Origin of the sequence: Streptodolium elevatio, assembly GCF_040649515.1 — a bacterium.
GTDB lineage: Bacteria > Actinomycetota > Actinomycetes > Streptomycetales > Streptomycetaceae > Yinghuangia > Yinghuangia elevatio.
In genome coordinates this window covers 100,769-123,011 of the sequence record NZ_JBEZFP010000004.1, presented here as the reverse complement: position 1 = coordinate 123,011, position 22,243 = coordinate 100,769, and the positions used below count along the sequence as shown (strand labels likewise).

Below are 22,243 nucleotides of genomic sequence, written 5' to 3'. Positions count from 1 at the left end.
GAGGTGCGTGGCCTGCCCCGGCACCGGACCGGACGGGTCGCGAGGACGGCTCCCGCGCCGCCGGGCGGCTCAGTCCTCCGGCTCGATCAGGGCGTACTCCAACTCGCCGACAGCGTGCGCGAATTCGCCCGGCGTGAAGATCGCGCCCTCGTAGACGAAGGCGGGTTCTATCGCGGTCTCGAGGTCGCCGCCGGCGGTGGTGTCCACCACGACGACGGCCCATCCGATGACCGGGCAGAGCACCGAGTCGGCACCAGGCCTGGTCAACTCGAGGTCCCAGCCCGGCTCGGCGGGAGTGAGGTTGACGACGCTGCGGCGGGTGTAGCGCATGGCGGAGGCTCCTCGGGCTGCGGGGGCGCACGAGCGGTGACGCTGTGTCGGATGTCGGCACAGCCTATGGTGCGCAAGTGACAGGCGTGCGACGCGGTGCGATGTGATCGTCCCGCCGACGCATCGTCGGGGACGATCGGGGCACGATGGTGGGGAGGTGCGCCCGAAGGGCACCCGGAATGCGCGGCGCCGCCACGTCGTTCCACAGCTCGTCGGGAATCCATCAGGATGATCCACACAGGACGGACACGCAGGACGGAGAGGCACATGGCCACGGTCGAACTGACCAAGGAGAACTTCGACGAGGTCGTCGCGGGCGACGGACTGACCGTGATCGATTTCTGGGCGGCTTGGTGCGGACCGTGCCGGCAGTTCGCCCCGACGTTCGAGAAGGTCTCCGAGAACGAGCCCGAGGTCGTCTTCGCGAAGGTGGACACCGAGGCGCAGCCCGAGCTGGCGGCCGCGTTCTCGATCAGCTCGATCCCCACGATCATGCTGGTCCGGGACAACGTGATGGTGTACTCGCAGCCGGGGGCGCTGCCCGAGACCGCGCTCGTCGACCTCATCTCGCAGGCCAAGGGCCTGGACATGGACGAGGTCAAGCGCAAGGTCGCGGAGGCGCAGACCGAGCAGGCCAAGGCCACCGGGCAGTCGGTCAACGGGGACCACGCGGGCGAGGCCTGACCCCGCAGACCCGCGGGGGGCGGCCCGCGCCCGTACCCGCGCAGGCACCGCGTACGCGAATCGGCGAGTGATCCCTTTGCACTCGGCGGCCGACGGAGGTGTACTGGAGGGAACGGGAGAAGTCCGCAAGAGACAGACGCGGAGTAGCGGTCCTTGTTGGCCGTGCACCGCGCAATCAGGGTCCGCGAGAAGTGGACGGGGCTTCTCCCGCTCAACTCGTCCGAGATCCCCTGGTCCGCCCTCCGGGAACGGCCAGGCACCGGCGAAGCAGATGGCCCGGCACCCACAGGGTGCCGGGCCTTCGCCGTGTCCGGGCGGCGGCGATGCGGGCGCAGGAATCTTCACTAAACGGGCATATGTGTCAAAACGGTACTACGTTGAAAAGGAATGGAGGCCAAACGGCCTGCCGAACAAGGCTGGGCACACCCGGCCACAGCTTGGGAGCACGCCATGGCACGCACGAAAAGCGGGTTCAACGCCTGGTCCGGATGGGTGGCGTTCGCGGCGTTCACGCTGCTGACGCTCGGCATCCTCAACCTGATGATGGGTCTGACCGCGCTGTTCCGCGACGGCTACTTCGTGACCGATTCCGGCGACCTCCTGGTGTGGAGCTACACCACGTGGGGCGTCATCATGCTGTGCTTCGCCGCGCTGCAACTCGCGGTGGGCATGGGCCTGCTGACGGGCGCGAGTTGGGCCCGGTACATCGCCGTCGGCCTGGCGATGCTGAACATCATCGGCCAGATCGGCTTCCTCGACGCGCACCCGGTGTGGTCCAGCATCGTCATCGCGCTGGACATCGTGGTCCTGTACGCGCTGACCGCACGCTGGAACGACGCCCAGGGCCTCGGTCAACCCATGTCGATGACGGAGGAGGCCGAGTGGCGGGCCGGTGACACGGCAGGCCGGCACGCGGCCGGTGCGCCGCAGCAGTCCCCGCGCGGCGGTGGGGCGGACGGCAGCCAGATGGGTCCCTCGTAACACCTGGCCGAGCAGTCGCGGTGGCCCCGCCCCTCCCCCGGGGGGCGGGGCCACCTGCGTTTCGGCGCCGGATCGTCCGTACGGCCGCTCGCGGGTCGGCCTCAGGCGTCGGGGCGCGTTATGTAGTGCGGCTGGACGACGCCGGCCGGCAGCACCGTGTCGGCCGCCTCCAACGGGTGCTCCGCACCGAAGACGGTCCGCTCGACGACGGTCACCAGCGCGCTTCGGGCGACGTTGAGCAGGCGGGCCTCGTCGGTCGTGACGCCGCGCGGGACCAGGTCCTCGTTGACCCGGATCGCCGGGAGTCCGATCGCGGCGAAGCGGGCGAGCACCCCCTTACCCGCGTGCGGACCCTCCTCGGGGAAGACGATCGGGGTGCCGCCCGTGAGGTGCAGCGGCTCCCAGCTGGTGATCAGCGCGTACGGGCGGCCGCCCGACGTGCATTCGTACGTGGTCCTCATGACGTCCGCACCGATGTCGACCGCCAGGCGCTGCGCGACGTGGCGGTCCGCGGTCACGGTCGTCGTCTCGTGGGTGTACGCGGTCGCCCGCCCGTCCTCGAACGCCGGTGCCACCGAGCCGCCGCCCGGCTGCATGACGCGTGTGACGGCCCGCCGCGTGAGCCCGGTGAAGTACACGCCCGCTCCCATGCGGCCCTCGACGATCCCCTCCACCGCGAGTTCCCGCAGGGCGACCTCGACGACCGCGAGATCGCACCCGCCCTCCCGGGCCAGTTCCTCGGGCGGCGGGAGAGCGGAACCGGGCTTCCACTCCCCGGCCAGAATGCGCTGCCGGATCCGGTCCGCGAATTGCCGGTATTGCGCAAGATCGGCTGCTGCCATGCGAGTTCCCCCCATCACCTACCACTGACAGGCGGGCCAGGGTACTCACGCCCACGAAGCGTCACAAGGTCCACACCACTCCCCCGAGTCCCGCCCGCCCCGGAGTGCGTTCACCCGAACGACGTACCTAGTTGAAGTTTCAACGAAATCGAGGTACTGTCCTGGGGTCAGGTTGAACGTTCAACAATCACGGACAGGATTCAGTCATGGGCCTCTTCTCCCGCACCCCCAAGTCGTCCCCGGCCACCTCGGCCGACTCCGCCGTCGCGGTCGCCACCGGCCCCGACCTGGCGCACCTGACCGGCAATTACGTCATCGACACGACGCACAGCACGATCGGCTTCTCGGTGCGCCACGCGATGGTCACCAACGTGCGCGGCGCCTTCACCGAGTACGAGGGCCTTCTGCACCTCGACGGCGCCGACCCGGCCGCGTCCAGCGCCGCCATCACCATCAAGGTCGCGAGCATCGACACCAACCAGGCGCAGCGCGACGAGCACCTGCGCACCGGCGACTTCTTCGCCGTCGAGGCGCACCCGGAGATCACCTTCCGCAGCACCTCGGCACAGCGCCTCGGCGACGACAGCTACCGCATGACCGGGGACCTGACGATCAAGGGCACCACGCGCCCGGTCGTCCTGGACCTGGAGTACACCGGCACGGCGACCGACGCGTACGGCATCGACCGCGTGGGCTTCGAGGGCGGCACGACGATCGACCGCACCGACTGGGGCCTGTCGTACAACGCCGCGCTGGAGACCGGCGGCGTGCTGATCGGCGAGAAGGTCAAGCTGAGTTTCGACATCTCCGCCGTGAAGGCCGCCTGAGCCCGCCTTCACCTCGGGGGGCCGCCGCGGCGCGGCCCCGCGGTGTCAGAGGCCGAAGTCGGCGCGCGCGATGCCGAGCGCGACGCACGCCTCGCGGACGACCGCTCGCTCTGTCGGGTCGAAGCGGCCGTCCGCACCGCCGATGACGATGCCGATCTGGACGACCGCGCGTGCCTCGTCCGGATCGGCCTTGACGGCGGCGATGTCCTTCATGACCCGCGCCTTGCCGGAGCGGGTGTCCGTCCGCAGCACGTCGATGTAGTCGTGGAAGCGGCGCTGCAGGTCGTTCTTGTCGAAGCCGCGCAGCGCCTCGTTGTCGACGATCAACTGCGCGACCCGGCGGGTCTCGGCCGGGTCGATGGTCCCGTCCGCGGCGGCCACCAGCGCGCACATGGCCATGCTCGCGTCGCGGAACGCCTCGCTGGTCAGGCTGTCCTTCCGTGCCGTCAACTGCGCCTGCATCTGCTGCACGGACTGCTTGAGCTTGTCCCAGAGGGGCATGGCGTCTCTCCCGAGGTCTTCCGTGTCGCCGGTGCCGCGCGCCGACGACCGGGGCGCATCCGGTGCCACGACGTTAGACGAACACGGCGATCAGGACGTGAGTACGGCGCCGTACCGGACCAGAAGCGCGCCGATGCCGTCGAGGACGCCCTTCAGGCCCGCCTCGAACTGCCGGTCCAGCTCCAGTTGGAAGGGCCTCGGCTTGCGGAACGCCGAGGAAAGGCGCGGCAGGTCGGCGAGCAGCTCCGGGTTCACGTGGCTGCCCTCGCGATCCCACCACTGCTGGGCGGTGACCCCGGTCTTCCGGGTCAGCTCGACGTCGTTGACGTGGATGAGCGCGATGCCCTGGGTGAACGCGACCACGATCAGCAGCAGCCGCAATTGCTCCTCGGGCGGCACCGCGAGGCCGTCGAACGCGGCCAGCGCGCGTTCGCCGTCCAGTGCCGCGTTCCGCGTCCAGCGCATGCGCGAACCGACCATCGCGTGCTGCAGGATCCACGGGTGCCGGCGGTAGAGTCCCCAGTCGCGCCGCGCGGTGTACTCGAGCCCGGCCCGCCAACCCGCCGGGACCGGATCGGGCTGCGGCTCCTCGCCCATCGCAGACTCGACCATCAGGTCGACGAGTTCGTCGCGCCCGCCGACGTGGCGGTACAGGGACATCGTGCCCGCGCCGAGGTACGCCGCGAGGCGCCGCATGTGCAGGTTCTCCAGCCCCTCGTCGTCGGCGAGGGCGATGGCGGCCGCCACGATGCGCTCGGTCGACAGGTGGGGGCCGCCGCCCTCCGCGTTGTCGGGAGGATCGACCGGCACCGGACGCCCGCCGCCCGGTGGGCGCCGGGTCTGCGGTGCCGGCGCCCGGCCTGCCGTGGCCTTGCGCGCGCGGTACGCCTTCGCCCGGCACGAGCGCGAGCAGTAGTCGCGGGGGCGGCCCCGGCCGCCGTCGTCGGCGATCGCCTCCCCGCACCACGCGCAAACAGCCATTGCCGACCCTTCTTTTCGTCACGCTCGACTTCGTGTCGAAATTCTACCGGGCAGAGCTTCGAGCGTGACGAAATATTCCATCAAGCCCGCGTAAATAATGCATTGAGACTTCTTCCGGGCCATGCGTATCGTGTACGCGGCACTGCGTACGACGTACCCGAGGAGTTTCGATGGCAACGCCGGATCCGCCCGAGCAGGTGCACGGCAAGGCGGGCACCAAGGAGTGGATCGGCCTCGCCGTCCTCGTCCTCCCCTGCATGCTCGTGTCGATGGACATGTCGGTGCTGTTCATGGCGCTGCCGTTCCTGAGCTCGGACCTGGACCCGAGCAGCTCCGAACTCCTGTGGATCATGGACGCCTACGGCTTCCTGCTCGCCGGACTCCTCATCACCATGGGCACGCTCGGCGACCGCATAGGCCGCCGCAAGCTGCTGCTGATGGGCGCGGTCGGGTTCGGCGTCGCCTCCGCGCTCGCCGCGTACGCCACCAGCCCCGCGGGCCTGATCGCCGCCCGCGCGCTGCTCGGCGTCGCCGGCGCGACGCTCGCGCCCTCGACGCTCTCCCTGATCCGCAACATGTTCCACGACCCCGCCCAGCGCACGACCGCCATCGGCATCTGGACGGCCGGGTTCGCCGGCGGCGGCGTCCTCGGGCCGGTGATCGGCGGCGTGCTCCTCGAACACTTCTGGTGGGGCTCGGTCTTCCTGATCAACGTGCCGGTGATGCTGCTGCTCCTGGTGCTCGGCCCGCTGCTGCTCCCGGAGTTCCGCGACCCGCGGCCCGGCCGCTTCGACTTCCCCGGCGCGGCGCTCTCGCTGGTGTCGGTCGTGGCCGTCGTCTACGGCATCAAGAAGATCGCCGAGGACGGCTTCTCCTGGACGTACCTCGGCATCAGCCTCGCGGGCCTCCTAGTAGGCGCCGCGTTCCTGCGCCGCCAACGGGTGATCGACCACCCGATGATCGACGTCGGCCTGTTCCGCTCCCGCACGTTCAGCGTGTCGCTGGCCACGAACTGGCTGATGATGCTGGGCCTGGTCGGCTTCGGGCTGTTCTCCTCACAGTTCGGCCAACTGGTGCTCGGCATGGGCCCGTTGGAGGCGGCACTGTGGTCGCTGCCCACCTTCGTCGTGATGCCGGTCGGCATCGCGATCGGCACGGCGCTCGCGCCGCGCATCGGCAAGCCCAACGTCATCGTGCTGGGGCTCGTGGTCGCCGCGGTGGGCTACGCCGTCCTGGCCCGTATCCAGGCCGATTCCAGTATTTGGGGCCTGCTGGTCCCGAACATGATCACCGCGCTCGGCATCGGCACGGTGTTCGCCCTGGTCACCGACCTGATCCTGGGCTCCGCGCCGCCCGAGCGCGCGGGTTCGGCGTCCGCGATGTCGGAGACCGCGGCGGAGTTCGGCGGGGCGCTCGGCATCGCCGTCCTGGGCAGCATCGGCACCGCGATCTACCGGGGCGACCTCCAGGACCACGCACCGGCCGGCGTCGGCGAACACCAACTGGAGTCCGCACGCGACACGTTGGGCGGCGCGGTCGAGACCGCCGCGACGCTGCCGCCGGGGCCCGCCAGGGAACTGCTGGACGCCGCGTTCGAGGCGTTCGCAAAGGAGATGCGCGTCATCGCGCTGGTCGCCGTGGTCCTGATGGCGGTCACCGCCGTCCTCGTCGCGGCACTGCTCAAGCGGCAGGACGGCGAGGCGCACGTGGAGTCGCGGCAGTCCGCCGGGCCGGAATCCGACGGGCCGGCCGCGCAGTCCGGGGACCGGGACGACCGCCCCCCGACCGGCCGCGAACCGGAGTCGGCGAGCGCGCCCCTCTAGGCTGGCGTCCATGGGTGCTGGTGATCGTTCCGGGTCGCGGCGGGGGCTCTCGGGGAATCTGGAGCGCTTCCTCCTCGTGGCGCTCGCCGCGTCGCTCGCCATCAGCGCCGTGCAGTACGCGGTGCAGTACTCGAACCAGTCGCCGCCGTGGTGGCAGGTCCTCGCCGAGTGGGTGCTCATCCTCAGCGCGTGCGCCGTGCTGTGGTTCGGGCAGCGCTTCCCGGTCGCGGCCTGCACGTACGTGCTGGTCGCCACCGGGGCGCACTTCGTCTTCGGTGCGGTCGACGTGGCGCTGATGATGGCCCTGCTCATGGTCGCGCTGTACGCCGTCGCGGCCCGGGGGCGGCTCACCGCGGCGACGGTCCTGGGCGCCGCCACCGTCGCCGGGGTCGGCATGGGCACCCTCGGCGGCAACGAAGAGATCACCCTGGCTGCGCTGTTCATGCTGGCCGGCTGGGTGGTCGCGGTCATCGCACTCGGCGCCTCCAGCAACACGCGCCGGGCGTACCGCCAGGAGGCCGAGGCCCGGCTCGCGACCGCGCAGCGCGGGCGCGAGGAGGAGGCCCTGCGCCGCGCGACCGAGGAACGCCTGCGCATCGCCCGCGAGTTGCACGACGTCATCGGGCACAACATCTCGCTCATCAACGTGCAGGCCGGGGCCGCGCTGCACCGGCTGAAGAAGGATCCCGCACAGGCCGAGGAGGCGCTCGGCGCCATCAAGACGGCAAGCCGCGAGACGCTCCGCGAACTGCGCACGACCCTCGGGGTGCTGCGGCAGGTCGACGAGGACGCGCCCACCGCGCCGGCGGCCGGGCTCGCGCGCCGGGCCGACCTCGTCGCGTACGCCGAACTCGCCGGGCTGGACGTGCGCTCCGAAACCGAGGGCGAGCCCCGCGAACTCCCGGTCGAAGTGGACCTCGCGGCCTTCCGCATCATGCAGGAATCGTTGACCAACGTGACCCGGCACGCCGCCGCCGCGTCCGTGGTACTGCGCGTCGTGTACGGCGTGACCGGGGTGCGCGTCGAGGTGGCGGACGACGGGGCAGGCTCCCCTCGCCGTGCCAAGGAGCCCGCGGGAGAGGGATCCGGCAACGGCATCCGCGGCATGCGCGAGCGCGCCCGGGCGCTCGGCGGCGAGCTGACCGCGGGCCCCCTTCCCGGCGGAGGCTTCCGGGTGCGCGCGTACCTTCCCTACGAGGCAGAGGAGATCTCCGGATGATCCGGGTGCTGCTGGCCGACGACCAGCGTTTGGTGCGGGCCGGGTTCCGCTCGATCCTGGAGGACGAGGACGACGTCACGATCGTCGGCGAGGCCTCCGACGGCGAGCAGGCCGTCGCGCTGGCCCGCGAACACCGGCCCGACGTGCTGCTGATGGACATCCGCATGCCCGGCGTCGACGGGCTGGAGGCCGCCCGCCGCATCGCCGCCGACCCGGCGCTCGCCGACGTGCGGGTGGTCATCCTCACGACGTTCGACCTCGACGACTACATCTACGGCGCGTTGCGCGCGGGCGCGACGGGCTTCCTGGTGAAGGACACCGAGCCCGAGGAGCTGATCCAGGCGGTGCGCGTCGCGGCCCGCGGCGACGCGCTGATCAGCCCGTCGATCACCCGGCGCCTGATCGCCGAGTTCGCGGGGCGCGTCAAGCAGCCGGAGCCGAACCCGCGCCTCAACGGCCTCACCGAGCGGGAGCGCGAGGTCATGGAGCTGGTGGCCGGCGGGCTGACCAACGACGAGATCGCGGCGCGCCTCGTGCTGTCCCCGGCGACCGCGAAGACGCACGTCAGCCGGATCATGACGAAGTTGTCGGTGCGGGACCGCTCGCAGTTGGTGGTGCTGGCGTACGAGTCGGGCATGGTCAGCCCGGGCTGGCTGGGCTGACGCCGACTCCCGCGGTACGCCCGGCCGGGGCGGGCCGCGTCGGCCGTACCCGGACCGCAACCGTGGGGGTACGCGCCCGCGCCGACCCGCAACCCGTGGGGTACGCCGGGTGTCCGCCCCAGGCCGACGCCCGGCCCCGAGCCGTCACCCCACGCTGTGGGACATGACGCAGACACAAGGCACCAGCATCCGTCCCCCGGCGGACCCACCCCGCCGAAGCAGCGTGTTCGCCCGGCTCGCCGGCTGGTCGCAGCGCCGCCGCTGGGCTGCGCTCGCCGTCTGGCTGCTCGTCGTGGTGGCGACCGCGGTGGGCGCGCAGGCCGTCGGCAGCGCGTGGAAGAACGACTTCTCGCTGCCGGGCACCGAGTCGCAGGAGGTCACCGATCTCCTGGAGAAGCACGGCGCGGTGCAGGCGGGCGACACCGTCGAGATCGTCTTCAAGTCGGACGGCGGGGTCGCCGCCGACCGCGACGCGGTGACGAAGGTCGCCGACGCGGTGCGCGTCTCGCCCGGAGTCGCCGACGTCCGCACGCCGTTCGACGACCCGTCCGCGGTCTCCGGGGACGGCCGCATCTGGTTCGCCACCGTGACCCTGACGGGGCTCTCCACGGATGTCCCCGCGGAGGACATCCGCACGATCATCGACATCGCGCAGGACGCCGAGACCGACACGCTGCAGGTCGAGGTCGGCGGGGGCGCCGTGCGCGAGGCCCAGGAGGAATCCGGCGGTGCCGCCGAGGGCGCGGGCATGCTCGCCGCGCTGGTGATCCTGGTCCTGCTGTTCGGCTCGGTGCTGGCCGCCGCACTCCCCCTGATCACCGCGCTGTTCGCGGTGGGCGGCGCGATCGGCGTCATCACGATGGCGTCGCACGTTTTCACGGTGGCCGACTTCACGCCGCCGATCATGATGCTGGTCGGCCTCGGTGTCGGGGTGGACTACGCGCTGCTGATCTTCTACCGCTTCCGCCACGAACTGCTGCGCGGCGCCGAGCCGGCCGACGCGACGCGCACCGCATTGGACGCCGCCGGACGCACGGTCTTCTTCGCGGGCTGCACGGTCATCATCGCGCTGCTCGGCCTGGTGACCCTCGGCCTGGGCTCCCTCCAGGGCGTCGCCCTCTCGGTCGCGCTGACCGTGCTGGTGACGATGGCCGCGTCGTTGACCCTGCTGCCCGCGCTGCTCGCGGTGTTCGGCAAGCGCCTGCGCCGCAACGTGATGAAGAAGGTCGCCAAGGCCGAGCGCAAGGGCAAGGCGGAGGGCGCGGGTTGGCGCCGCATGGCCGCCGGGGTGCAGCGGCGTCCGTTCGCCGCGCTGCTGGTCGCGGTGGTCGCGCTGCTGGCGCTGTGCGCGCCGGCGCTGGACATGCGGCTCGGGTTCGCGGACGCGGGCAACGACGCGGAGAGCACCACGAGCCGGCAGGCGTACGACCTGATGGCGGAGGGCTTCGGCCCGGGCTTCAACGGTCCGCTCGTGGTGGTCGCCGAGGGCGGCGCCGAGACGAGCGAGGAACTGCGGCGTACGCTCGACGAGTTCCCCGGCGTCGCGGCGGCGACCCCGCCGATGCCCTCGCGGGACGGCGTGCTGGGCACGGTGCTGGCGTTCCCCGACAGCGCCCCGCAGGACGAGGCGACCGAGGACCTGGTCCGGGCGCTGCGCGACGGCGGGCTCGACGCGTTCGAGGCCCGGACCGGCGCCGAGGTGTACGTCGGCGGCGCGACGGCCGCCGAGGTGGACTTCTCCGAGACCGTCGCCGACCGCCTGCCGCTGTTCGTGGCGGTCGTGGTGGGCCTGTCCTCGCTGCTGCTGCTCCTGGTGTTCCGCTCGGTGCTCATCCCGCTCAAGGCCGCGGTACTGAACCTGCTGAGCATCGGCGCCTCGATGGGCGTCATGACGCTGGTGTTCCAGCACGGCTGGTTCGGTGTGCAGCCCGGTCCGATCGAGGCGTTCCTGCCGGTCATGATCTTCGCGATCGTGTTCGGACTGTCCATGGACTACGAGGTGTTCCTACTGTCGCGCATCCACGAGGAGTGGGAGCGTACGAAGGACTCCGCGCACGCGGTCCGCGAGGGCCTGGCCACGACCGGCCGCGTCATCACCGCGGCGGCGGCGATCATGATCGTGGTGTTCGGCGCCTTCCTGCTGAGCCCGGACCGCATGATGCAGCAGTTCGGCCTGGGCCTCGCGGTGGCGATCCTGCTGGACGCGCTGGTGATCCGGTGCCTGATCGTGCCGGCCGTGATGCAGCTGCTGGGCGACCGGGCGTGGTGGCTGCCCAAGGGCCTGGCGAAGTGCCTTCCCCGCGTGGCGCTGGAGGGCTCGCCGCGGGAGCCGGCGGCACCGGTCCGCGGCTGACGCGGAGCTGGCTCCAGACGCACGACGCGGCGAGGCCCGCCCCCTTGGTCGCAGGGGGCGGGCCTGGCCGCTTTGCCGGGTCTTCCCGCGTTGCGCGTGCTCGGCGCGTGCTAGGCGTGTGCTCGGCGCGTGCTCGGCGTGTGCTCGGCGCGTGCTCGGCTCAGCGCGGCGCGCGCTGGTCCATGCCGCCGTTCGACCCGGCGTCGGGGACGTCCAGCAGCCCGGTCTCGACGCCGCCGACGCCCCAGCCGTACGCGAGCTTGTGCACTTCGAGCACGAAGAACGAGTCGGTGGAGACCACTCCGTCGATCAGGTGCATCCGGCGGTTCAGCAGGTCGGTGAAGTGGTCGGTGTCCCGGCAGATCACCTCGACCATGATGTCGTACTGCCCGGCGGTCATGACGACGTACGAGGTCTCCGGCAGTTCGCGCAGCGCGCGGCACACCTCGTGGGCGCTGCCGGGCCGCACGCGCATGCCGATCATGGCGAGCCGGTCGAAGCCGATCGTCAGCGGATTGGCGATGCCGACGATCTGCAACACCCCGGTGTCCTCCAGGCGTTGCACGCGGTAGCGCACGGACGAGGCCGGGATGCCGAGGTCTTCGGCGATCTGGCTGTACGCGCGCCGGCCGTCCGCCTGGAGGATGGCGATGATGCGCCGGTCGATGTCGTCGAGCGGTCCTGCGGTCATGCGGGTGCTCCGGGGCTCTCGCGGTGTCTGGTCCTGGTCACCCATGATCGCCTGTGTCTCCCCGTCTGTCGGTGTGCTGCGGCTGCCGTACTGCTCAGGAATCGAAGCCCAGGCCCAGCCGGTCCAGGGTACGAAGCCACAGGTTCCGCCGGCCGTTCAGGTCCTCGCGCGCCATCGACCAGCGGGTGGCCTGGATGCCCAGGTAGCGCACCGGCTCGGGCGGGAACGGCAGCGGCTTGCGGCGGATCATCTCCAACCGGGTCCGCTCGGTGCGGCGGCCCTCCAACATGTCGAGCATCACGTCCGCGCCGAAGCGCGTGGCGCCGACGCCGAGTCCGGTGAACCCGAGGGCGTACCCGACGCGTCCCTGCGCCGCGGTGCCGGCGAACATGCAGAACCGCGTGGTGGAGTCGATGACGCCGCCCCACGCATGCGAGAAGGGCACGTCGGCGAGGGCGGGGAAGGTCTCGGCGAACTGCGCCGCGAGGGTGTCGAAGGTCGCGGGCCGCTGCGTGAGCGCCTCGTCCACGCGCCCGCCGAACGGGTAGATCGCGTCGTAGCCGCCCCACAGGATGCGGTTGTCGGCGGTCTTGCGCAGGTAGTGGAACTGGTTGCCGGCGTCCGTGATCCCGTGGTCGCCGGTCCAGCCGATGGCGGCGAGCTGATCGTGCGTCAGGGGCTCGGTGGTCAGGGCGTAGTCGTAGACCGGGACCATGCTGAGGCCGAGGCGCTTGAGCAGCGGCGGGAAGATGTTGGTGGCGAGCGCGACGCGGCGGGCGGTGACCCGGGCGTACGGCGTGGTGAGCCGGACGCGGTCGGTGCGCTTGGTGTCGATGGCGGTGACCTCGGTGTTCTCGGCGATGCGTACGCCGAGTTCCAGGCACGCGGCGCGCAGCCCCCAGACCAGCCGGGCGGGGTCGAGCAGCGCGTAGTCGGGCTGCCAGAGCCCGGCCGACCACATCGGGGAGTCGACCCACTCGCGGAGCTCGTCGCGGTCGAGGAGGCGGGACTTCTCGCCGTGGCGCTCGCCGAGTGCGGCGGCCTCGCGCAGCGCGTCGGCCTGCCACGGCGTCGCGGCCACCGAGACCTTGCCGGTTCGGGCGAACCCGCAGTCCACACCGTGTGCTTCGAGGTCGCGCTCGAAGGCGTCGAGGTTCGCGTTGCCGAGCCGCTGGAGGGTGTCGATCTCGTCGGGCCAGCGCGTCGCGCCGTTGGCGAGGCCGTGCGTGAGGCTCGGCGAGCAGAAGCCGCCGTTGCGTCCGCTGGCGGCGTGCCCGCAGGTCGCGGCCTCCACCACCAGGACGTCGCGGGCGGGTTCGCGCTGCTTGGCGATGAGCGCGGTCCACAGGCCGGTGTAGCCGCCGCCCACCACGACCAGGTCGGCGGTGGTGTCGGCGGTCAGCCTGGGGAGGGTGTCGGGGCGCTCGGGGCGGTCGAGCCAGTAGGGCTCGGTGGACGTGGCGCGAAGTGCCGAGCGGTGGGCGTCGCGAGCGGGTCCGGTGGTGGTGTCGACGCTCATGGGCGGGTCCTTGCTGCGTGGAGCGGGGCGGCCGCGCGACGGCGGGTGCGGGCTTCGTGCGGCGGCGAACGGGGCGGCGGCGGTTGCCTGTTCGGAAGCGCCCGACCGGACAGGGGAGACCGGTCGGGCGGGCCCGAGTGGCCCGGGTGCGGCGTACCACTGCGAAGTTCCGTACGCCGCACCCGGATTCGCGTCACAGGCTGATGACGCCGGTACGCAGGTCGGACATGTCGAGCAGGGTGTGCTTGCCGCCGATGCGGCCCCAGCCGGTGCCGCGGTTGCCCGCGCCGCCGAACGGCATGTTGATGTCCCAGAAGCAGGTGCTGTCGTTGACGATGACCTGGCCGACCGCCATCTCCTCGATGAACCGGAAGGCGGCGCCCATGTTCTGGGTGAAGACCGCGCCCTGCAGGCCGAGCTTGTCGTCGTTGGCGATGCGCAGCAGCTCGTCGTCGTTGGCGCCGGTGATGATCGGCACGACCGGGCCGAACGACTCCTCGCGCGACAGCAGCGCGTCGACCGGGACGTCGTCGACGACGGTGAACTCGTAGTAGAGGTCGGTCGGCTGGCCGCCGCGGCGACCGCCGCCGGTGAGGATCTTCGCGCCGCGCTCGCGGGCGTCCGCCATGTGGCGGTCCATCTTGGCGGCGACGCCCTCGTTGTTGAGCGGGCCCAGGTTGGTGGTGGCGGCGAACGGGTCGCCGAGCACGACGTCGGCGGCGGCGCGCAGCACGGCCTCGACGAACCCGTCGTGCGCGTCCTGGTGGACGACGACGCGCTCGGTGGCGCAGCACACCTGGCCGGAGCACAGGTACGCGCCGTACACCGCGGCCTTGGCGGCGGCGTCGAGGTCGGCGTCGGCGAGCACGACCAGCGGGCCGTTGCCGGAGCACTCCATGATCGAGCGCTTGAGGCCCGCGGCGGCCTGGATCTTCGCGCCGGTCGCGGACGAGCCGATGAAGCCGATCGCGTCGATGCCCTCGTGGCGGACCAGCGCGTCGCCGGTGGCGCCCTCGCCCGCGACGATGTTGACCAGGCCCTCGGGCAGACCGGCGGCGACGAACGCCTCCATGGCCTTGAGCACCGTCAGCGGCGTGTTGGCCGGGGGCTTGACGACGTGCGCGTTGCCGGTGGCCAGGCCCGGGGCGACGAACTCGGCGAGCATCAGCAGCGGGAAGTTCCAGGGCGTGATGATGCCCCAGGTGCCGACCGGCGCGTGGAAGGTGAACATGCGCTTGTTGCCGACCGTGGACGGCATGGTCTCGCCGTGCAGGCGTACCGCGTCCTCGGCGTGCAGGTGGAACAGCTGCGCGGCTTCCTCGATGTCGGCGACCGACTCGGCGAGCGGCTTGCCCTGCTCCAGGGTCTGGAGGCGGGCGAGCTCGTCGACGCGCTTGGCCAGCTCGTCGCCGATGCGGTGACAGACCTTGGCGCGCTCCCAGACGTTGACGCGGGCCCACTTGGCCTGCGCGTCGTTGGCGGCCTTGACGGCGGCGTCGAGGTCGGCGGCGGAGGGGACCGGGATGGTCCCGACGTGCTCGCCGGTGGCCGGGCTGTGCACGTCGTACGAGTCCGGCCCGGTGCCGTCCACGTAGGCGCCGTTGACGAAGAGCTGGTACTGGGCGGGGCTCGTGGTGCTCATGGGATCCCTCTCCAACGGGGTCGGGCCGCGTCGGGCGGCTGCGGAGACCCCCTCAGAGTTCACCCAACAAGTTGAACCTGTCAATACTTCAGAATCCGCAACTCAGATCGGTCTCATTTGACGATTCCGCAGACTCAACCGTTGACAGGGTCAATTTGACGCGCTTATAACGGGACCCCTCGATCCCCATCACCCCACTTCGTCCGAAGGGCACGCACATGTCCGCCCAGATCTCCACCCAATCGCCGCCGCCGGCGCCCGAACAGGCGCCCGCACTGGCCAAGAAGATGCGCTGGTACGACGGCTTCGCCATGTCCCTGGCCATGCCGGCCGCACTCATCGCGTCACTCGGCGCGTCCATCGGGGGTCTGGGCGCGTGGGGGGCCATCGCCCTGTGGGCCATCTCCATGGTCCTGGCCACCGGAGCCAACTGGATCTACTCCGAGATGGCCGCGATGTTCCCCGAGTCCTCGGGCGGCATCGCGCACTACGCCACCGAGGGCTGGAAGTCCCGCGCCCCCTGGGTCGGCCCGCTGGCCAGCATCGGCTACTGGTTCGCCTGGACCACCGCGCTGTCGGTGTACGCGGGCATCATCGGCTCGCTCGTCCAGGCCCAGTGGTTCTCCGGCCAGGACTGGACGTGGGAGTTCGGGCCCGCGACCGTCACCTTCCCGGTCGCGGTCGGCATCGGCATCGTCCTGCTGCTCTTCGCGGCCGCGATGTTCGGCCTGCACGTGGCCATGTGGGTGGTCTACGTCACCGGCGGCATGCTGCTGGTCCCGCTCGCGGTGTTCCTCGTCGTGCCGTTCTTCAGCGGCGGCTGGAGCGCGAGCGGCCTGCACTGGAACCTGCACGGCATGGGCGGCCTGCGCGAATCGCTGGTCTGGCTGTACGTGATGGCGTGGACGTCCTTCGGCGTCGAGGTCTGCGCGACCTTCGCCCCCGAGTACAAGGACACCGTCCGCGACACCTCGCGCGCGCTGCGTGCCGGCGTGCTCTTCTCGCTCGGCGTCTTCATCCTGCTGCCGCTGTCGCTGTCCGGCTACCTCGGCGAGGAGCGCATCGCGGAGGACCCGACGACCTTCTACGTCGGCGCGTTCAACGACCTGGTCGGCGGGGCCGCGGACCTGATGGTCGTGTTCCTCATCGCGTCGCTGCTGCTCATCATGATCACCGGCCTCGCGGACGGCTCCCGGGTGCTCTACAACATGGGCAAGGAGGGCACCACGATCAAGCAGGTCGGCGTGCTCAACAAGCGCGGCGTCCCGGCCCGCGCGCTGACCGTCGCCCTGGTGATCAACATCCTGGCGCTGGTGTTCCTCGAGACGCCGCTCGCGATCGTGGTCACCGGCAACCTCGGCTACATCCTGACCCACATCCTGGCCATCTCCGGCTTCGCGATGCTGCGCCGGGACCGGCCCGACCTGGCACGGCCGATCCGACTGCCGGGCTTCTTCGTACCGTTCGCGTGGCTGCTCACCGCCCTGCTCGCGGTGATCCTCGTGGTCGGCGCCACCGGCTTCAAGATCACCGGGTACGGCGGCTACAAGGAACTCGGCATCGCCCTGGCCGTCCTGGCATCGGCCGTAGCACTCTGGCTGTTCCGCACGAAGGTCCAGGACCGGCGGGAACCGCAGCAGATCGGCCGCCGCTGAAACCGCGGAGCCCGGTGTTCGGCCGGACCGCCGGACGCTGAACGTCGGACTGCCGAATGGCCGAACCGCTGAACCGCTGAACCGCTGAACCGCTGAAAGCGAACCGCCCCATGCCGTACGTGTTCCTGTCCTTCGCCATCGTCGTCGAGGTCGTCGCGACGAGCCTCCTCAAGTCCACCGAGGGCTTCTCGCGGCCGCTCCCGTCCGTGATCTGCCTGGCCTGCTACGGCGCGTCGTTCTACCTGCTGTCCAAGGCGCTCCAGCACGGGCTGCACGTGGGCGTCGGGTACGCGATCTGGTCCGGCGTGGGGACCGCGCTCATCGTGGTGATAGGCGTCCTGTTCCTGAACCAGGCCGTCAACCTCCCGACGCTGCTGGGCATAGCGATGATCGTCGGCGGCGTGGTCGTCCTGAACATGGCCGGAGCGCACTGAGGACCCGAGCCGGGGACACCGTACGCAACGGGCAGTCCGCCCCGGCGGCCACCGCGACACATGAGGCCAGGCACCCATCGGGGTGCCTGGCCTCATGCTTTGCGGACGGCGGGTGTCAGGCTTTGGCCTTCTTGGCGCTGACAGACCACGCCATGTCATCGCAGTCCCACGCGACGCTGTTCTCGGTGAGGCAGGCGCGGAACCACACGGTCGCGCCCTCCGGGAAGTCCATGTTGAACGCCTTGACCGAGCCCTTGCCGCCGTTGTTGACGAGCAGCGGCTTGGCGTAGCTGTCGTTGATCCGGTACTGGACGGCGACTCCGTGGCTGTCCGCGGACAGGTCCTGTGCGTAGAACCAGTCGCCGTCATGGTCGAACCAGACCTTGCCGGTGGCGGTGCCGCCTGTGTAGACGTAATCGGAGTTGTTGGTGCCCGCGTGGGCCGAACCCGCGGTGGCGGCCACCATGCCAAGGCTCATGGCGATGGCGCCGAAGCCGACGACGATTTTGCGCTGGTGCTTCATGGGGTCCTCTTTCCGGCCGTCGTACGACCAGGACGGCGTGGGGAGGAGGTTGGCACTGGCTTGAAATCGTCGCTATCCAGCAAGAACGCCCGCGTATCGCGCTGCTCGGCTTGACACCGCGCAATCCGGCCGCTCGCGGCGCATTTGCATGTGCCCGGCGAAACTCGTGAGCCAGCTCGTTGGGTCTGGTGAAACCGCCTACGCCGCAAGCCATTTGCTATCCGGACCATGATCTTCCGCTTATCCGCACCTCATGGACGCGATGACATGGCCGGAACCGATCGCCGCCATCGCAAGGCTCTGGCAGATCGACGAAAAAACCCGAGTCCGGGACGAAAGTTGAGGGAGTTTCATGCCACCGCGGCCGTACGCACCCGGGCGGTCCGCTCCGGCGGCCACCGCGACACATGAGTCAGGCACCCAGGCAAGGGCGGCTGGCCTCACCTATCCCCGGTGTGCGCGGCGCCGCTCGGGCGCTGCCCGGCTTGGTACGGAAGTCACCGCGTTCAACCTGGTCTGCGCCGATAACCGAGATGCAAACCGGGTGGCCGCGTCGCGCCGCGGGCGCCGCACGGTTCGGCTCCGGATCACCACATCGCGCCCCTGCGGCCACCACGGGCACGGGCCGGGCGCAGGGCGCTGTCAAACGCGACGGCACCGCCTCGAACGCGGCGCCCCAACGCCTGGGTTGCGACGGGTTGCGGTGGGGCGAAGAGTGGGACTTGTCATACCTGCCCACCGTTGAGTGCTCGTTCTCCGGTGTCCCCCGAGCCGCCTCAGGCCAAGCCGACGCAACGGCGGAGCAGCCACGCCGCCACGCACCTGGAAGCCTCATGCCCAAAACCGCTCGTCACCAGCTCTCTCGCATCGTCGGAACGTCATGCCTGGCCGTCGCGCTCGCTCTACCGGTCACGGCGGTGACCGCGGGCGCCGCCCCCGCGGCGGCGCCCGCCGCACTCCCCGGCGACACCCCGCCCCCGCCGCAACCGCCCGACCCGCCCGATCCGGACACTCCTGAGCCCGACGGACCGAAGACCCCGGCCGAACCCGACGGGCCGAACTCCCCCGCCGAGCCGGACGGCCCGTCGTCCGCCGATCCGGGCACCCCCTCTGATGACGGCCCGAGCACCCCGTCGGACGAGTCGTCGTCAAGTCCCGCCATCCAGAACCTGGTGCCGCCCGAGCAAAAGAAGGCGCTGGAGGACCAGATAGCGAAGCTCGACGCTCCGGACGACGTCAAGAAGCAGCTCAAGGAGAGCCTGGACAAGGCGGCCGCGGCGATCGCGGACCCGAAGACCACGCCGGCCGACAAGGCCGCGTACGAGAAGTACGTGTCCGGGCTCGACACCACCCTGAAGGCCATCAACAACCCGCAGACCACCCCCGAGGACCGGGCCGCCCTCCTGACCGCGATGGACGGGGCCAACGCGGCGATCAAGCTGGCCACCGACCCGAAGACCTCGGCCGCCGACAAGACCTTCTACGCACAACTCGGCGAAGTACTCGCGAACGCCTCGACGCAGCTCCAGGACAAGAACATCACCGTGGAGCAAAAGGCAGCCCTCGTACGGAACATCAAGATAATCAGCGCCGGCCTGGTGGCCCTCGCGGACCCGAAGACGGCGCCGCCGAAGGAAGAGGACAAGAAGAAGGTCCAGGAGGTCCTGGAACGCAACACCCAGGCCCTGGCCACCCTTCAGGACCCGAACGCCTCGACGCAGGAGAAGGCGACGGCCCAGAAGACCCTGGACGAAGCCGCCGCCGCGACGCAGAACCCCCAGTACCTGGCATTCCTCGAAGAGGTCAAGAAGTACGACCCCTCCACGGAGTGCCTCGACACCATCACCGCCCGCACCGAACAGGCCGGCTGGCCCGACGGTTCCTTCTGGGGCCTGGCCGACGAATCGTGCGACGACACCCTCGCCGACGCGGTGAAGGACACCGACAGCAAGTGGAACCAGGTGTTCGAGTGCGTGCAGAACAGCGCCTTCTCCACCTGCGCCGCGTACATCCCCGAGACCGACAACTGACCAACCCCCCCACCGGACTCGGCGTCACCAGCGCCGAGTCCGGAGCCCTTTCATCGGCGCCACCCAGCCCAGCCCCGGTCAGCCGACACAGCTCCGACGAAGTCCCGGCACGAGCAGCACAGTTGCCACCCGCCCCCACCCCAGCGGCGTTGATGTCAGAGATAGATGCCAGAAGCCCCGAAGCGTGGTTGCTTCGGGGCTTCTTGGCTGGTGGGCACAGACAGACTCGAACTGTCGACCCCTGCTTTGTAAGAGCAGTGCTCTAACCAACTGAGCTATGCGCCCGCGCGGACGGGTGGGGCTGTCCGGCAGGGGGACAGCGTACCGAATCGGCGCAGGTGCACGCGCACGTGTTTCGTCGGGGGCGGGTGGGGCGCCTGTCGGCGGTGGCGGGGGCGGACCTGGGAGGATGGGGGCGGCAGTCCGCGGACGGCGACGGGAGCGGGAGTGGCACTCGGGGCGGTACGGCACCGGATCGGTTCGGGGGTGGCTGTGCTGTGGCCGGGGGTCGTGCTGCTGCCTGCGGCGGCTGCGGTGGCGGCGCTTGCGGTGCCCGGCGCGTTCGCCGGGGGTGAGACGCGGCCGTGGCGGCGTCGGCGGGAGGCGGCGCGGGCCGCGGCGGCGACCGCGCGGGAGGCGGCGGGTGAGGCGTTCCTGCGGCTGGACACCGCGCAGCGGGATCTGCGGATCTCGTTGGAGACGGTACGCGCGGTGGAGCCGTCGGACGCCAGTGCGGAGGCGCTGCGCCGGTTCGAGGCGCTGAACGATCTGGTCGACGAGGCGAGTGCCGCGTACATCGGGGTGATGGACCGGCATCCGCTGGACTCGGAGGATCTGGATACGACGGATTACGACGCCGCGCGGCGGGAGTTGGAGGCGGTGGCGCGGCGGCTCGACGAGGTCGGCAAGGAGTTGGAGCGCTTCGGCGAGTCGGTCGGGCCGATGATCGCGCGGGCCGATGTCGCGCTCTCGCAGTTGCCGCCGAAGACCGAGCACGCGCGGCAGATGGTGCGGGCGGCGGAAGCGGCGGTGCAGGTCGCGGTACGCGAGGGCCTGGCGTCGGCGGCGTACGAGCAGCGGTTGGCGGCGGTGCACGCCGACCTTGCCGAGTTGGACAAGGGCGCCTCGGTGCACGGGGTGGGCGGCACGCTGGAGCTGGCCGCGAAGGTGACCGCGACCGCGCAGACGCTGTACGAGGAGGCCGACCGGCTCCCCCGGCTGCGCGACGACGTGACCAAGCGGCTGTCCTCGCTGCGCACGCGCGCGCAGGCCGTGGCGTCGCGCGCCGACAGCCTGGAGCCGGCGCTGAGCCGCCTGCGCCAGGGCTACAGCGCGGCGTGCTGGACCGATCTGGAGGGCACCGGGGCCGCGGTCGCGCGGGCTGTCGAGGTGGCCGGGACGCGGATCGACGAGGCGGGGGCGGCTGCGAACGGCCGCGAGTGGGCGGACGCGGTGAGCCGCCTGGCCACCGCACGGGCCGCGCTCAACAACGCCGACGAGGCGATGGCGGCGGTGCACGACCGACTGCGGGACCTCGACGAGGTCGCCCGCGACCCCGATGCCGAGATCGAGCGCACCCGGTTCGCGCTGCGCGACGCGCAGCGGCTGGCGGTGGGCGCCCGGGCGGCGGCCGAGGAGAAGTACGCGCGGAGCCTGGACGCGCTCGTCTACCGTCTGGAGGCGGTCGGCGGGCAGGTGGACGCCCCGCATCCCGACTGGTGGAGCTTTCTCACCGAGACCCGCGCGATCCGCGCCGAAGTCGGTCGCGTCGTGCAGCAGATCCGCGACGACCGGGCCGGCGGGCAGGCGTGATCTCCACCACAGCACCACCGACAAATTAGGGCATAAGCCACAGAGTGATCGACAGTCGGTCAGTCAACGGCAACCCCCGGCGACGATCGCCACAATCCTCCTGCGACCCCCTGCCTTATCCGGCGTTTCGACGTTTAAGGTGCTCTGAACCGCGGTAAGGCCCGGGACCTTGGTCCCGCCCGCTCAGGACCGAGTCCCCTGTGCCGCGGAAGCCGCAACTGTCACCTCGGGGACGTGCCATGCCCGTGATGCTCATTCCGATGCTCGCCTTCGTCGCGCTCGCCGCCGCGCCCTGCGTCGCCGCGCTGCGCCGTACGCCGAAGGCCTCCAGCGCGCAGCACATACCGATGCACGGCTCGGACCTGCACGAAGTGCGCCGGATGATGCACACCGCCTACGAGGAAGAGCGCGATCTGCTCCACGAGCAGGCCGTACGGTGGCTCAACTCCCTCGGCCGCGGCCCCCTCCGCGTCACCGACGCGCACCCCGCCCCGCGCGGCCTCGGCGGCGACACCGTGGTGCTGAGCGACGGCACCGTCCTGTGCCTGTCCGCGACCGGCAGCGTGATCCACGATCTCGTACGCGCCCTCGACCACTTCACCGAGGTGGCGCTGACCCGCGTACGGGCCGCCCGCGACGGCTTCGAGCTCACCTTCGACATCGAGGGCAGCCCGCTGCACGCCAGCGCCGAGCTCCTCACGGTGCGCGGCGCCGACGTCTGACAGCGGCTCAGG

Annotated in this window: 20 protein-coding genes and 1 tRNA gene; 12 read left to right on the top strand and 9 right to left on the bottom strand. The window is 71.0% G+C overall.

The window, feature by feature from the left end; genetic code table 11:
* Positions 1 to 69: 69 nt before the first annotated feature.
* Positions 70 to 330 carry a hypothetical protein gene (locus AB0C36_RS02935; protein ID WP_358348260.1) on the bottom strand — a complete coding sequence of 87 codons (261 nt, stop codon included), beginning with the start codon at positions 328 to 330 and terminating at the stop codon, positions 70 to 72.
* Positions 331 to 597: 267 nt separating this feature from the next.
* Between AB0C36_RS02935 and trxA the strand changes: the two genes are divergently transcribed.
* Positions 598 to 1,014: a thioredoxin gene (gene trxA, locus AB0C36_RS02930; RefSeq protein WP_435838969.1), complete on the top strand. Its 417-nt coding sequence runs from the start codon at positions 598 to 600 to the stop codon at positions 1,012 to 1,014.
* 450 nt (positions 1,015 to 1,464) lie between these two features.
* Positions 1,465 to 1,995, top strand: a complete 531-nt coding sequence (locus AB0C36_RS02925; protein ID WP_358348254.1) for a DUF7144 family membrane protein — start codon at positions 1,465 to 1,467, stop codon at positions 1,993 to 1,995.
* Between the two features lie 101 nt (positions 1,996 to 2,096).
* Here the strand turns inward: AB0C36_RS02925 and AB0C36_RS02920 are convergent, their stop codons facing one another.
* Positions 2,097 to 2,837 (bottom strand): GntR family transcriptional regulator, encoded by a 741-nt coding sequence (locus AB0C36_RS02920; protein WP_358348251.1) that lies wholly within the window; start codon positions 2,835 to 2,837, stop codon positions 2,097 to 2,099.
* Positions 2,838 to 3,043: 206 nt separating this feature from the next.
* Here AB0C36_RS02920 and AB0C36_RS02915 point away from each other — a divergent pair, with 206 nt between their 5' ends.
* Positions 3,044 to 3,664: a YceI family protein gene (locus AB0C36_RS02915; protein WP_358348248.1), complete on the top strand. Its 621-nt coding sequence runs from the start codon at positions 3,044 to 3,046 to the stop codon at positions 3,662 to 3,664.
* 45 nt (positions 3,665 to 3,709) lie between these two features.
* On the opposite strand, the gene AB0C36_RS02910 is transcribed toward AB0C36_RS02915, so the two are convergent.
* Positions 3,710 to 4,165, bottom strand: coding sequence for a tellurite resistance TerB family protein (locus AB0C36_RS02910; protein WP_358348245.1), 456 nt, complete (start codon positions 4,163 to 4,165; stop codon positions 3,710 to 3,712).
* A gap of 90 nt (positions 4,166 to 4,255) precedes the next feature.
* Positions 4,256 to 5,146: a TetR/AcrR family transcriptional regulator C-terminal domain-containing protein gene (locus AB0C36_RS02905; protein ID WP_358348242.1), complete on the bottom strand. Its 891-nt coding sequence runs from the start codon at positions 5,144 to 5,146 to the stop codon at positions 4,256 to 4,258.
* Between the two features lie 170 nt (positions 5,147 to 5,316).
* Between AB0C36_RS02905 and AB0C36_RS02900 the strand changes: the two genes are divergently transcribed.
* From AB0C36_RS02900 to AB0C36_RS02885, 4 genes are all read left to right on the top strand, one after another.
* Positions 5,317 to 6,969 (top strand): MFS transporter, encoded by a 1,653-nt coding sequence (locus AB0C36_RS02900; RefSeq protein ID WP_358348239.1) that lies wholly within the window; start codon positions 5,317 to 5,319, stop codon positions 6,967 to 6,969.
* A gap of 10 nt (positions 6,970 to 6,979) precedes the next feature.
* Positions 6,980 to 8,188 (top strand): sensor histidine kinase, encoded by a 1,209-nt coding sequence (locus tag AB0C36_RS02895; protein WP_358348236.1) that lies wholly within the window; start codon positions 6,980 to 6,982, stop codon positions 8,186 to 8,188.
* A complete protein-coding gene (locus AB0C36_RS02890; protein ID WP_358348234.1) occupies positions 8,185 to 8,850 on the top strand; it encodes a response regulator in 666 nt (221 codons plus the stop codon). Before AB0C36_RS02895 ends, AB0C36_RS02890 begins: the two co-directional genes overlap by 4 nt.
* Positions 8,851 to 9,013: 163 nt before the next feature.
* The gene (locus AB0C36_RS02885; protein ID WP_358348232.1) at positions 9,014 to 11,203 is read left to right on the top strand and encodes an MMPL family transporter; all 2,190 of its coding nucleotides are present in this window, start codon (positions 9,014 to 9,016) and stop codon (positions 11,201 to 11,203) included.
* Positions 11,204 to 11,363: 160 nt separating this feature from the next.
* Here the strand turns inward: AB0C36_RS02885 and AB0C36_RS02880 are convergent, their stop codons facing one another.
* The 3 genes from AB0C36_RS02880 to AB0C36_RS02870 all read right to left on the bottom strand — a co-directional run bounded on the left by AB0C36_RS02880 (position 11,364) and on the right by AB0C36_RS02870 (position 15,055).
* The gene (locus AB0C36_RS02880; RefSeq protein ID WP_358348229.1) at positions 11,364 to 11,894 is read right to left on the bottom strand and encodes an Lrp/AsnC family transcriptional regulator; all 531 of its coding nucleotides are present in this window, start codon (positions 11,892 to 11,894) and stop codon (positions 11,364 to 11,366) included.
* 94 nt (positions 11,895 to 11,988) lie between these two features.
* A complete protein-coding gene (locus AB0C36_RS02875; protein ID WP_358348227.1) occupies positions 11,989 to 13,413 on the bottom strand; it encodes an NAD(P)/FAD-dependent oxidoreductase in 1,425 nt (474 codons plus the stop codon).
* Between the two features lie 193 nt (positions 13,414 to 13,606).
* Entirely contained in the window at positions 13,607 to 15,055 is a 1,449-nt protein-coding gene (locus tag AB0C36_RS02870) for an aldehyde dehydrogenase family protein (protein ID WP_358348225.1), read from the bottom strand.
* A 218-nt stretch (positions 15,056 to 15,273) separates the two neighbouring features.
* Here AB0C36_RS02870 and AB0C36_RS02865 point away from each other — a divergent pair, with 218 nt between their 5' ends.
* Together AB0C36_RS02865 and AB0C36_RS02860 are read left to right on the top strand one after the other, a co-directional pair.
* The gene (locus AB0C36_RS02865; protein ID WP_358348223.1) at positions 15,274 to 16,710 is read left to right on the top strand and encodes an APC family permease; all 1,437 of its coding nucleotides are present in this window, start codon (positions 15,274 to 15,276) and stop codon (positions 16,708 to 16,710) included.
* A gap of 110 nt (positions 16,711 to 16,820) precedes the next feature.
* Positions 16,821 to 17,144, top strand: a complete 324-nt coding sequence (locus AB0C36_RS02860; protein ID WP_358348220.1) for a DMT family transporter — start codon at positions 16,821 to 16,823, stop codon at positions 17,142 to 17,144.
* 115 nt (positions 17,145 to 17,259) lie between these two features.
* Here the strand turns inward: AB0C36_RS02860 and AB0C36_RS02855 are convergent, their stop codons facing one another.
* On the bottom strand, positions 17,260 to 17,667 hold the full coding sequence (locus AB0C36_RS02855) for a hypothetical protein (RefSeq protein ID WP_358348217.1): 408 nt from the start codon (positions 17,665 to 17,667) through the stop codon (positions 17,260 to 17,262).
* Positions 17,668 to 18,500: 833 nt separating this feature from the next.
* Here AB0C36_RS02855 and AB0C36_RS02850 point away from each other — a divergent pair.
* Entirely contained in the window at positions 18,501 to 19,697 is a 1,197-nt protein-coding gene (locus AB0C36_RS02850) for a hypothetical protein (RefSeq protein WP_358348214.1), read from the top strand.
* A 208-nt stretch (positions 19,698 to 19,905) separates the two neighbouring features.
* Here the strand turns inward: AB0C36_RS02850 and AB0C36_RS02845 are convergent.
* Positions 19,906 to 19,982: transfer RNA gene (locus tag AB0C36_RS02845), tRNA-Val, on the bottom strand.
* A 162-nt stretch (positions 19,983 to 20,144) separates the two neighbouring features.
* Between AB0C36_RS02845 and AB0C36_RS02840 the strand changes: the two genes are divergently transcribed.
* Together AB0C36_RS02840 and AB0C36_RS02835 are read left to right on the top strand one after the other, a co-directional pair.
* Positions 20,145 to 21,509, top strand: coding sequence for a hypothetical protein (locus tag AB0C36_RS02840; RefSeq protein ID WP_358348211.1), 1,365 nt, complete (start codon positions 20,145 to 20,147; stop codon positions 21,507 to 21,509).
* A gap of 239 nt (positions 21,510 to 21,748) precedes the next feature.
* Entirely contained in the window at positions 21,749 to 22,231 is a 483-nt protein-coding gene (locus AB0C36_RS02835; RefSeq protein WP_358348208.1) for a hypothetical protein, read from the top strand.
* Positions 22,232 to 22,243: the final 12 nt, after the last annotated feature.

Bases quoted from the DNA above. Each gene is read 5' to 3' on its own strand.
- AB0C36_RS02935 (WP_358348260.1), bottom strand. From the start codon at position 330: ATGCGCTACACCCGCCGCAGCGTCGTCAACCTCACTCCCGCCGAGCCG.
- trxA (WP_435838969.1), top strand. From the start codon at position 598: ATGGCCACGGTCGAACTGACCAAGGAGAACTTCGACGAGGTCGTCGCG.
- AB0C36_RS02925 (WP_358348254.1), top strand. From the start codon at position 1,465: ATGGCACGCACGAAAAGCGGGTTCAACGCCTGGTCCGGATGGGTGGCG.
- AB0C36_RS02920 (WP_358348251.1), bottom strand. From the start codon at position 2,837: ATGGCAGCAGCCGATCTTGCGCAATACCGGCAATTCGCGGACCGGATC.
- AB0C36_RS02915 (WP_358348248.1), top strand. From the start codon at position 3,044: ATGGGCCTCTTCTCCCGCACCCCCAAGTCGTCCCCGGCCACCTCGGCC.
- AB0C36_RS02910 (WP_358348245.1), bottom strand. From the start codon at position 4,165: ATGCCCCTCTGGGACAAGCTCAAGCAGTCCGTGCAGCAGATGCAGGCG.
- AB0C36_RS02905 (WP_358348242.1), bottom strand. From the start codon at position 5,146: ATGGCTGTTTGCGCGTGGTGCGGGGAGGCGATCGCCGACGACGGCGGC.
- AB0C36_RS02900 (WP_358348239.1), top strand. From the start codon at position 5,317: ATGGCAACGCCGGATCCGCCCGAGCAGGTGCACGGCAAGGCGGGCACC.
- AB0C36_RS02895 (WP_358348236.1), top strand. From the start codon at position 6,980: ATGGGTGCTGGTGATCGTTCCGGGTCGCGGCGGGGGCTCTCGGGGAAT.
- AB0C36_RS02890 (WP_358348234.1), top strand. From the start codon at position 8,185: ATGATCCGGGTGCTGCTGGCCGACGACCAGCGTTTGGTGCGGGCCGGG.
- AB0C36_RS02885 (WP_358348232.1), top strand. From the start codon at position 9,014: ATGACGCAGACACAAGGCACCAGCATCCGTCCCCCGGCGGACCCACCC.
- AB0C36_RS02880 (WP_358348229.1), bottom strand. From the start codon at position 11,894: ATGACCGCAGGACCGCTCGACGACATCGACCGGCGCATCATCGCCATC.
- AB0C36_RS02875 (WP_358348227.1), bottom strand. From the start codon at position 13,413: ATGAGCGTCGACACCACCACCGGACCCGCTCGCGACGCCCACCGCTCG.
- AB0C36_RS02870 (WP_358348225.1), bottom strand. From the start codon at position 15,055: ATGAGCACCACGAGCCCCGCCCAGTACCAGCTCTTCGTCAACGGCGCC.
- AB0C36_RS02865 (WP_358348223.1), top strand. From the start codon at position 15,274: ATGTCCGCCCAGATCTCCACCCAATCGCCGCCGCCGGCGCCCGAACAG.
- AB0C36_RS02860 (WP_358348220.1), top strand. From the start codon at position 16,821: ATGCCGTACGTGTTCCTGTCCTTCGCCATCGTCGTCGAGGTCGTCGCG.
- AB0C36_RS02855 (WP_358348217.1), bottom strand. From the start codon at position 17,667: ATGAAGCACCAGCGCAAAATCGTCGTCGGCTTCGGCGCCATCGCCATG.
- AB0C36_RS02850 (WP_358348214.1), top strand. From the start codon at position 18,501: ATGCCCAAAACCGCTCGTCACCAGCTCTCTCGCATCGTCGGAACGTCA.
- AB0C36_RS02835 (WP_358348208.1), top strand. From the start codon at position 21,749: ATGCCCGTGATGCTCATTCCGATGCTCGCCTTCGTCGCGCTCGCCGCC.